This window comes from Massilia sp. ZL223 (genome assembly GCF_018119395.1).
GTDB lineage: Bacteria > Pseudomonadota > Gammaproteobacteria > Burkholderiales > Burkholderiaceae_D > Telluria.
In genome coordinates this window covers 132,104-141,062 of sequence record NZ_JAGPWD010000007.1, presented here as the reverse complement: position 1 = coordinate 141,062, position 8,959 = coordinate 132,104, and the positions used below count along the sequence as shown (strand labels likewise).

Sequence of the window (8,959 nt, the reverse complement as noted above, 5' to 3'; positions counted from 1 at the left end):
CCCCCCCCCCCCCCCCCGGGGGGGGGGGGGGGGCGCGCGCCCCCCCGACGCGTTCAACCGGCCTGGAGACAGCCGTTCAGCCGGCCTTGCCGCCCGACATATGAAGATCGACCACTTTCATGATCTCCAGGGTGAGATCGAGGTCGAATTCGCCGGAGGCGAGTGCGGCCTGCAGCTGCTCGCGCGACACGCCGACGGCGGCCGCCAGGCCGGGGAGCGCCGGCGACTGCGATACCGCCAGCAGCGCGGCCGCGATCAGCTGGCCGTCGCCGTCTTCGAAGGCCTCGGCCAGGCAGTCCGCGATGGCGTCGAGCGAATCGAGCGCAGCGGGATCGATAGGGGAATGTGAGGAAGTCATGCGGGGAGGCGAAGCGCTTAGTGCTTCGGCTTGTCCTTGTCCTTCGGCGCGGGCGGCGGCGGCGGCACGGTCATCGAGACCGCGGGCTGCTCGTCCTTGCGCAGCACCTGCACGAAGATTTCGTTTTGCTTGATCATGCCCAGCTCGTAGCGCGCGCGTTCCTCGACCGCGCCCGTTCCCTCTTTCAGGTCGCGGACTTCGGATTCGAGCTTGGCATTGCGCGCCTTGAGCTGTTCGGTCTTGAGGCGCACGGCCTCGACCTGCCCGCGCATGTCCGCCACGGTCAGCCAGCCGCCCTTGCCGATCCAGAGCGGGTACTGGATCAGCAGGAGCAGAGCGGCAAGGGTAATCGTGATCAGGCGCATGAGCGGAAGGCCGGCCGCAAGGCCGGCCAGCGGTGATTACTTCAGGTTGTAGAAGGCGTCGCGGCCCGGGTAGGTGGCGACGTCGCCCAGGTCTTCCTCGATGCGCAGCAGCTGGTTGTACTTGGCCATGCGGTCCGAACGCGACATCGAGCCGGTCTTGATCTGCAGGGCGTTCAGGCCAACCGCGATGTCCGCGATGGTCGAGTCTTCGGTCTCGCCCGAGCGGTGCGAGATCACGGCGGTGTAGCCGGCGCGCTTGGCCATCTCGATGGCGGCGAAGGTCTCGGTCAGGGTGCCGATCTGGTTGATCTTGATGAGGATCGAGTTGCCGATGCCCTTCTGGATGCCCTCTTTCAGGATCTTGGTGTTGGTGACGAACAGGTCGTCGCCCACCAGCTGCACGCGCTTGCCCAAGGCAGCGGTCAGGATCGCCCAGCCGTCCCAGTCGCCTTCGTGCATCGCGTCCTCGATCGAGATGATCGGGTAGCGGTCGCACCAGGTGGCCAGCATGTTGGTGAAGTCCTGTGCCGACAGGGTCAGGCCCTCGCCTTCCAGGTGGTACATGCCGTCCTTGTAGAACTCGCTCGCGGCGCAGTCCAGGCCGATCGCGATGTCCTGGCCCGGCACGTAGCCCGCCTGCTCGATCGCCTGCATGATCAGCTTGATCGCTTCTTCATGGCTGGAGACCGAGGGAGCGAAGCCGCCTTCGTCGCCGACGGCGGTGCTCAGGCCCTTCGAATGCAGGATTTTCTTCAGGGTGTGGAAGACTTCCGCGCCGTAGCGGATGGCTTCCTTGAACGACGGAGCGCCCACCGGGATGATCATGAATTCCTGGATGTCCAGGTTGTTGTCGGCGTGCGCGCCGCCGTTGATGACGTTCATCATCGGCACCGGCATCTGCATCGCGCCCGAACCGCCGAAGTAGCGGTACAGCGGCAGGCCGGCTTCCTCGGCGGCTGCCTTGGCCACGGCCATCGACACGGCCAGCATGGCGTTGGCGCCCAGGCGGCTCTTGTTTTCGGTGCCGTCGAGATCGATCAGGGTGCGGTCCAGGAAAGCCTGTTCGTTGGCGTCCAGGCCCATGATCGCTTCGGAGATCTCGGTGTTGATATTTTCGCAGGCTTGCAGCACGCCCTTGCCGAAGTAACGCTTCGGATCGCCGTCACGCAGCTCGATCGCCTCGCGCGAGCCGGTCGAGGCGCCCGACGGCACCGCGGCGCGGCCCATCACGCCCGATTCCAGCAGCACGTCGCACTCGACGGTCGGGTTACCGCGCGAGTCGATGATTTCGCGGCCGATGATATCAACAATAGCACTCATGTAAACAATCTCCGAAAGGTATGAAAGACGTGACGGTGCGCGCCTAGCCGCAGGGCGCGCACCATAGATGCTGTTACTTGAAGTCCGCTTCCAGGAAGCCGGTCTTCTTGACGATGCGGTCGATCTCGACGAGGGTAGTCAAGAGTTCCTTCATGCGGCCGAGAGGGACGGCGTTCGGGCCGTCCGACAGCGCATTGGCCGGATCAGGGTGGGTCTCCATGAACAGGCCGGCGATCCCCGACGCCACGGCGGCGCGCGACAGGACCGGGATGTGCTCGCGCTGGCCGCCGGACGAGGTGCCCTGGCCGCCCGGCAGCTGCACCGAGTGGGTCGCGTCGAACACCACCGGGCAGTTCGATTCTCGCATGATGGCCAGCGAACGCATGTCCGAGACCAGGTTGTTGTAGCCGAAGGAGACGCCGCGTTCGCAAGCCATGAAGTTATCTTCCGGCAGGCCCGCTTCGCGCGCGGCGGCGCGTGCCTTGTCGATCACGTTCTTCATGTCGCCCGGAGCCAGGAACTGGCCCTTCTTGATGTTGACCGGCTTGCCCGAACGCGCGCAGGCGTTGATGAAGTCGGTCTGGCGGCACAGGAAGGCCGGGGTCTGCAGCACGTCGACGACGCTGGCCACCACCGGGATCTCTTCTTCGGTGTGGACGTCGGTCAGGACCGGCACGCCGATTTCCTTGCGCACGTCGGCCAGGATCTCCAGGCCCTTCTCCATGCCCGGACCGCGGAAGGACTTGCCCGACGAGCGGTTGGCCTTGTCGAAGGACGACTTGTAGATGAACGGGATGCCCAGCGCGCTGGTGATTTCCTTCAGCGTGCCGGCGGTGTCGATCGCCATCTGGCGCGATTCGATCACGCAGGTGCCTGCGATCAGGAAGATTGGCTTGTCGAGGCCGACGTCGAATCCGGCGAGTTTCATGCTGCATCTCCTTGCAGTGCCGGCGCTTGTGCGTTCGCCGCCACGTTGGTGTTGGCCGACTGGTGCGCCAGGGCGGCCTTGATGAACGAGGTGAAGAGCGGGTGGCCGTTACGCGGAGTCGACTTGAACTCCGGGTGGAACTGCACGCCCACGTACCACGGGTGCGCATCGCGTGGCAGCTCCATGATTTCCAGCAGGTCTTCGTTCGGGGTGCGCGCCGCGACCACCAGGCCGGCCGCTTCAATCTTCGGCAGGTAGAAGTTGTTGCCTTCGTAGCGGTGGCGGTGGCGCTCGGTCACCACGTTGCCGTAGATCTCGGCCGACAGGGTGCCTGGATTCACCGCGCAGGTCTGCGCGCCCAGGCGCATGGTGCCGCCCAGGTCGGAGTTGGTGTCGCGCTTCTCGACCTTGCCGTCGTGGTTCTGCCACTCGGTGATCAGGGCCACGACCGGCTGGTCGGTCTCGGGGTCGAATTCGGTCGAGTTCGCGTTCGGCAGGCCGGCCACGTGGCGGGCGTACTCGATCAGCGCGACCTGCATGCCGAGGCAGATGCCCAGGTAAGGGATCTTGTTCTCGCGCGCATAGCGGGCGGCCTGGATCTTGCCTTCCACGCCGCGCTTGCCGAAGCCGCCCGGCACCAGGATGGCGTCGTACTTGGCCAGGTGATCGCAGCCCTTGCTTTCGATCTCTTCCGAGTCGAGGTATTCGATGTTGACCCGGCTTTCGGTGTGGATGCCGGCGTGGCGCAGCGCCTCGGTCAGCGACTTGTACGATTCGATCAGGTCGACGTACTTGCCCACCATGCCGATGGTGACTTCGCGTTTCGGGTTTTCCAGGGTGTGGATCAGCTTGGTCCACATCGACAGGTCGGCCTTCGGCGCCTCGATGCCGAGCGCCTCGCAGATGATGTCGTCCAGGCCCTGGTCGTGCAGCACCTGCGGCACCTTGTAGATGGTGTCCACGTCCCACACCGAGATCACGGCCTGCTCTTCCACGTTGGCGAACAGCGAGATCTTGGCGCGCTCGTCGTCCGGGATGCGGCGGTCGGCGCGGCACAGCAGCGCGTTCGGCGAGATGCCGATCTCGCGCAGCTTCTGCACGCTGTGCTGGGTCGGCTTGGTCTTCAGTTCGCCGGCCGACGAGATGTAGGGGACCAGGGTCAGGTGCACGAAGGCCGCGCCCTTGCGGCCCTGGCGCAGCGACAGCTGGCGCGCCGCTTCCAGGAAGGGCAGCGATTCGATGTCGCCCACGGTGCCGCCGATCTCGACCAGCGCCACGTCCACGCCTTCGGCGCCGCGGCGGATGTAGTCCTGGATCTCGTTGGTGATGTGCGGGATCACCTGCACGGTCTTGCCCAGGTATTCGCCGCGGCGTTCCTTGCGGATCACCGATTCGTAGATCTGGCCGGTGGTGAAGTTGTTCACCTTCTTCATGCGGGTGCTGATGAAGCGCTCGTAGTGGCCGAGGTCCAGGTCGGTCTCGGCGCCGTCGTCGGTGACGAACACTTCGCCGTGCTGGGTGGGGCTCATCGTGCCCGGATCCACGTTGATGTACGGGTCGAGCTTGAGCATGGTGACTTTGAGGCCGCGGCTCTCCAGGATCGCGGCGAGGGAAGCGGCCGCGATCCCTTTGCCCAGGGAAGACACGACGCCGCCAGTGACGAAGACAAATTTGGTCATTGTGCAGAAAGTGCCGGACGGCACGCGCGGGAAATTGAAATTATACCTTAAACCTGCAAATACTTCTGTCCAAGCAGCCAACTTCCTGGCCGGCGCGGGCCGCTCGTCATAAAAAGAAGACGCCCGGAGTCATGCCTTCATCCAACATGCATTAATACTTTATTATCGAGCCGATTGTGCATATGATGGCTGCTCTCGTCTTTTTCCCGGGTAGTCATGTCCATCGCACCTGATGTCGTTTCCGCCGCAGCGCCTCCGGCCGCGGCGCCTCCCGTCGTCCCCGCCGCCGCCGAGCCTGCGCCCGCAGCCGCCGCACCCGCGCCGCAGGTCCACGTCCCGCTCTTCACCGGCAGCGGCAAGGAATACTTCCGCATCTGGGTGATCAACCTGCTGCTCACCCTGGCAACGCTCGGCCTGTACTCGGCCTGGGCCAAGGTCCGGCGCCTGCAATACTTCGACCGCAACACCCAGCTGGCCGGCGCCTGCTTCGACTTCCGCGGCGATCCCAAGGCCGTCCTGCGCGGCCGCATCCTGGCCTTCGTCCTGCTGGTCGCCTATCAATATGCGTTCGGCTTCTCGCTCCAGGTGGGCGTCGCGGTGATGGCCTTCGTCATGCTGGCCATGCCCTACCTGCTGCGCGGCGCCCTGCGCTTCCGCCTGTCGAACACCCAGTACCGCGGCCTGTGGCTGGGCTTCGGCGGCGGCGTCGGCGCAGCCTACCTGGCCTACCTGCCTCCGCTGGCCGTCTTCCTGCTTCCTACCGTGCTGCTGGCGCTCTATCCGGAACAGCCCGCGCTGGCAGGCGCGCCCTTCCTGCTCCTGCTGGCCTGGCCGCTGATGCATGGCCGCGCACGCAACTACCAGCAGCGCCACCTGCTGTTCGGCGACCAGCACTCGCGCTACGAACTCAGCGCATGGCGCTTCTACCGCCCCTACCTGATCGCCGGCCTGAGCCTCTTCGGCGCCGTGATCGCGATCGGCATGGCGGCGGCCTTCGGGATCGCCCTGCTCGAGAAGAAGTCCCTCGGCGCCGCGGCCGCCACCTTCCTTCCCATGGCGCTGGGCATCGTGATCGCCTATATCAGCTACCTGATGGCCGGGCCCTACATGCAGGCCCGCATCGGCAACCTGGCCTGGTCGAACACCAGTTTCCCCGGTGTGCGGATCCGCTCCACCCTGCCCGCCAAGGGCTTCATGCTGCTGCAGACGAAGAACGCGGTGCTGACCCTGCTCACGCTCGGCCTCTACCGCCCCTTCGCCGTGGTGGCCGTGCATCGCTTCCGGCTGCGGCACCTGCAGGTCGAGTTCGACGAAGGCTTCGAACAGGCCATGGCGCGCGCCGCGCAGGGCCGCCGCAACGCGGCCGGCGACGGCGCCAGCGACGCCCTCGGGATCGACCTTTCCTGGTGAGGACTTGATGACCAACGCACTCTTTTTCGACGGCCTCAGCGCCCGCCTCCACGAAGTCGAACTCGCCGCGAACGACGGCGCCCTGCTGCTGCGCGGCGCGGTCGAGCGCAGCTATCCCCTGTCCGGCGTCGCGCTGGCCGAACCCTTCGCCGGCGCGCCCGCCGTGCTCTACCTGCCGGACGGCGCCCGCTGCGAGGTGAACGATGCCGCGGGCCGGGGCTGGCTGGCCGAGACGCTCGGCTACCGCAAGTCGCGCGTCCAGCGCTGGCAGGAACGCACCGGCGCGGCGCTGGCCTGCCTGGTGCTGCTGGTGCTCCTGATCGGCGCCGCCGTCAAATGGGGCATCCCCGCGGCCAGCGAACGCATCGCGGCCGCCCTGCCGGCCGAGGTCGACCAGTCGCTCGGCGCGAATGCCCTCGCCGTGCTGGAAAGGCAGCAGATGATCAAGCCTTCGCGCTTCAGCGACGAGCGCCTGGCCGAGCTGGAAGCCATCAAGCAGTCGGTGACGCCGCCCGGCATGAAGCTGCGGCTGCTGGTGCGCGATTCGGCGCAGTTCGGCCCCAACGCCCTGGCCCTGCCCGACGGCACCATCATCCTGACCGACCAGATGGTCAAGATGATCCTCGGCGAGGACGAGCTGGACGACTACGCGTCCGCCGCCCTGGCCGGCATCATCGCCCACGAAGCCGGCCACGTGCGCCTGCGGCACTCGGCGCGCTCGCTGACCCGCGCCTCGCTCACCGCCGCGCTGTCGGCTACCCTGTTCGGCGACTTCAGCGCCGTCGCCGCCGGCGCACCGGCCCTCCTGATGAACATGAAGTTCTCGCGGGCCATGGAAACCGATGCCGACAGCTTCGCCATCGAGACCCTGCGCGCACGCGGCATTTCCCTCGAGCCGATGGCCGAGGTGTTCGAACACCTGGGCAAGGACGAGCCCGAGGAAAGCTGGATCGACATCCCGGCAGGCTATGTCTCGACCCATCCGGCCAGCGCAGCACGGGCGGCGCGCCTGCACAAGGCAGCCCAGGAAGACTGAGCAATTTGGCAATCTTGTGTTGGAAACGCCACAGTCGAAGGCGAAAGTCACACATCGATATTGCCCTTAGGCAATAATTGCGACTTTCGACTTCCTGTGCGGCAAGGTGCGAACGGTCCCTGGAGGTCCGGATCCGCACCGCCATCCAACATGATCAACTTCAACAAGCTCAATATCGGCACCCGGCTCACGGCCGGCTTCGCCCTGACCCTCCTGATGACCGTCGTCATCGCCGCCAGCGGCGTCTGGCGCCTCAATCAGGTAGCCGACGAAACGCGCGAGATCCTCGCCCAGCCGATCGCCAAGGAGCGCATGATCGCGGAGTGGTACACCCAGATCTTCGCCGCCGTGCGCCGCACCGCCGCCATCGTCAAGAGCAGCGATCCTTCGCTGGGCGACTATTTCAAGCAGGACGCCGCCGCCACCGGCAAGCTGTCCACTGAGCTGATCAAGAAGATCGAGCCCCTGATCAGCGGCGACGACGAGACCGCCCTGTTCAAGGCGGTCCAGGAACACCGCAAGGCCTACAGCGCGGCGCGCGACAACGCCGTCAAGGCCAAGGCCGAAGGCAACGTCGAGCTGGCCGACCAGATCCTGGAACAGCAGTTCACCCCGGCCGCCAAGGCCTACCAGGAACAGGTGCGCACCCTGCTCGACCTGCAGCACAAGCGCATCGCCGCCAGCGCCGCCGAGATCGACGCCACCGCCGTCCGCGGCAAGGCCGTGATCGCCTCGCTGGCCGCGGCCGCGCTGGCCCTGGGGGCCGTGTTCTCCTGGCTGCTGACCCGTTCGATCACCGTGCCGCTGCGCGACGCCGTGCGCGCCGCCGAGACCGTGGCCGCGGGCGACCTGACCCACCGCATCGAGACCGCGCGCGGCGACGAGACCGGCGCCCTGCTGCGCGCGCTGCGCAACATGAACGACAGCCTGGCGCGCATCGTCACCGAAGTGCGCACCGGCACCCAGGCCATCAGCGGCGCCTCGAGCGAGATCGCCGCCGGCAGCTTCGACCTTTCCAGCCGCACCGAACAGCAAGCCGCCTCGCTGGAAGAAACCGCCGCCTCGATGGAAGAACTCACCGGCACCGTGCGCCAGAACGCCGACAACGCGCGCCAGGCCAACCAGCTGGCGATCGCCGCCTCGAACGTGGCCAGCGAAGCCGGCAGCGCCGTCGAGCAGGTGATCGCGACCATGGGTTCGATCAACGAATCCTCGCGCAAGATCGTCGACATCATCGGCGTCATCGACGGCATCGCCTTCCAGACCAACATCCTGGCGCTGAACGCCGCCGTGGAAGCGGCGCGCGCCGGCGAACAGGGACGCGGTTTCGCGGTGGTCGCTTCGGAAGTGCGCAACCTGGCCCAGCGCTCGGCCTCGGCCGCCAAGGAAATCAAGCAGCTGATCGGCGACTCGGTCGAGAAGGTCGACGCCGGCGCCAAGCTGGTCGACCACACCGGCGCCACCATGCAGGAAGTGGTGAGCTCGATCCGCCGCGTGACCGACATCATGGGCGAGATCAGCTCGGCCAGCCAGGAGCAGATCCAGGGCATCGACCAGGTCAACCAGGCCATGTCGCAGATGGACGAAGCGACCCAGCAGAACGCCGCCCTGGTCGAGGAAGCCACCGCCGCCACCAGCGCGCTGCAGCAGGAAGCCGCGCGCCTGGCGCAGGTGGTCGACGTGTTCAAGCTCGGACACGAGCAGCGCGCGCCTGCCGCTCCGGCAGCCCGCCCCGCAGCCGGCGTGCCGGCCCTGCGCGCCAGCGCAGCGCTGAAGCGCCCTGCCCCGGCCAAGGCTACGCGTCCTTCGGCCAAGACCACCGCCGCCACCGCCGACGGAGACTGGGAACAGTTCTGATCCTCG

8 protein-coding genes are annotated in these 8,959 nt (G+C 66.7%); 3 read left to right on the top strand and 5 right to left on the bottom strand.

Going from position 1 to position 8,959, the window contains the following annotated elements; translation table 11 throughout:
- Nucleotides 1-76: 76 nt before the first annotated feature.
- From KBW95_RS07470 to KBW95_RS07450, 5 genes are all read right to left on the bottom strand, one after another.
- Complete coding sequence (locus KBW95_RS07470; protein ID WP_211527861.1) at nt 77-358, bottom strand: DNA-binding protein; 282 nt, start codon at nt 356-358, stop codon at nt 77-79.
- A gap of 17 nt (nt 359-375) precedes the next feature.
- Nucleotides 376-723: a cell division protein FtsB gene (gene ftsB, locus KBW95_RS07465; RefSeq protein ID WP_211526975.1), complete on the bottom strand. Its 348-nt coding sequence runs from the start codon at nt 721-723 to the stop codon at nt 376-378.
- 36 nt (nt 724-759) lie between these two features.
- Nucleotides 760-2,043: a phosphopyruvate hydratase gene (gene eno, locus KBW95_RS07460; protein ID WP_211526976.1), complete on the bottom strand. Its 1,284-nt coding sequence runs from the start codon at nt 2,041-2,043 to the stop codon at nt 760-762.
- Between the two features lie 73 nt (nt 2,044-2,116).
- Nucleotides 2,117-2,971, bottom strand: coding sequence for a 3-deoxy-8-phosphooctulonate synthase (kdsA, locus tag KBW95_RS07455; RefSeq protein WP_211526977.1), 855 nt, complete (start codon nt 2,969-2,971; stop codon nt 2,117-2,119).
- On the bottom strand, nt 2,968-4,650 hold the full coding sequence (locus tag KBW95_RS07450) for a CTP synthase (RefSeq protein ID WP_211526978.1): 1,683 nt from the start codon (nt 4,648-4,650) through the stop codon (nt 2,968-2,970). Before KBW95_RS07450 ends, kdsA begins: the two co-directional genes overlap by 4 nt.
- Before the next feature lie 216 nt (nt 4,651-4,866).
- Between KBW95_RS07450 and KBW95_RS07445 the strand changes: the two genes are divergently transcribed.
- The 3 genes from KBW95_RS07445 to KBW95_RS07435 all read left to right on the top strand — a co-directional run bounded on the left by KBW95_RS07445 (nt 4,867) and on the right by KBW95_RS07435 (nt 8,953).
- A complete protein-coding gene (locus tag KBW95_RS07445; protein WP_211527860.1) occupies nt 4,867-6,060 on the top strand; it encodes a YjgN family protein in 1,194 nt (397 codons plus the stop codon).
- A 7-nt stretch (nt 6,061-6,067) separates the two neighbouring features.
- Nucleotides 6,068-7,096, top strand: coding sequence for a M48 family metallopeptidase (locus KBW95_RS07440; protein ID WP_211527859.1), 1,029 nt, complete (start codon nt 6,068-6,070; stop codon nt 7,094-7,096).
- A 150-nt stretch (nt 7,097-7,246) separates the two neighbouring features.
- Nucleotides 7,247-8,953, top strand: coding sequence for a methyl-accepting chemotaxis protein (locus tag KBW95_RS07435; protein ID WP_229429601.1), 1,707 nt, complete (start codon nt 7,247-7,249; stop codon nt 8,951-8,953).
- Nucleotides 8,954-8,959 lie beyond the last annotated feature (6 nt).

What these genes read in the sequence shown, in the direction of transcription:
- kdsA (WP_211526977.1), bottom strand. Translation starts at nt 2,971, where the DNA reads ATGAAACTCGCCGGATTCGACGTCGGCCTCGACAAGCCAATCTTCCTG.
- KBW95_RS07470 (WP_211527861.1), bottom strand. Translation starts at nt 358, where the DNA reads ATGACTTCCTCACATTCCCCTATCGATCCCGCTGCGCTCGATTCGCTC.
- KBW95_RS07445 (WP_211527860.1), top strand. Translation starts at nt 4,867, where the DNA reads ATGTCCATCGCACCTGATGTCGTTTCCGCCGCAGCGCCTCCGGCCGCG.
- ftsB (WP_211526975.1), bottom strand. Translation starts at nt 723, where the DNA reads ATGCGCCTGATCACGATTACCCTTGCCGCTCTGCTCCTGCTGATCCAG.
- KBW95_RS07435 (WP_229429601.1), top strand. Translation starts at nt 7,247, where the DNA reads ATGATCAACTTCAACAAGCTCAATATCGGCACCCGGCTCACGGCCGGC.
- KBW95_RS07440 (WP_211527859.1), top strand. Translation starts at nt 6,068, where the DNA reads ATGACCAACGCACTCTTTTTCGACGGCCTCAGCGCCCGCCTCCACGAA.
- eno (WP_211526976.1), bottom strand. Translation starts at nt 2,043, where the DNA reads ATGAGTGCTATTGTTGATATCATCGGCCGCGAAATCATCGACTCGCGC.
- KBW95_RS07450 (WP_211526978.1), bottom strand. Translation starts at nt 4,650, where the DNA reads ATGACCAAATTTGTCTTCGTCACTGGCGGCGTCGTGTCTTCCCTGGGC.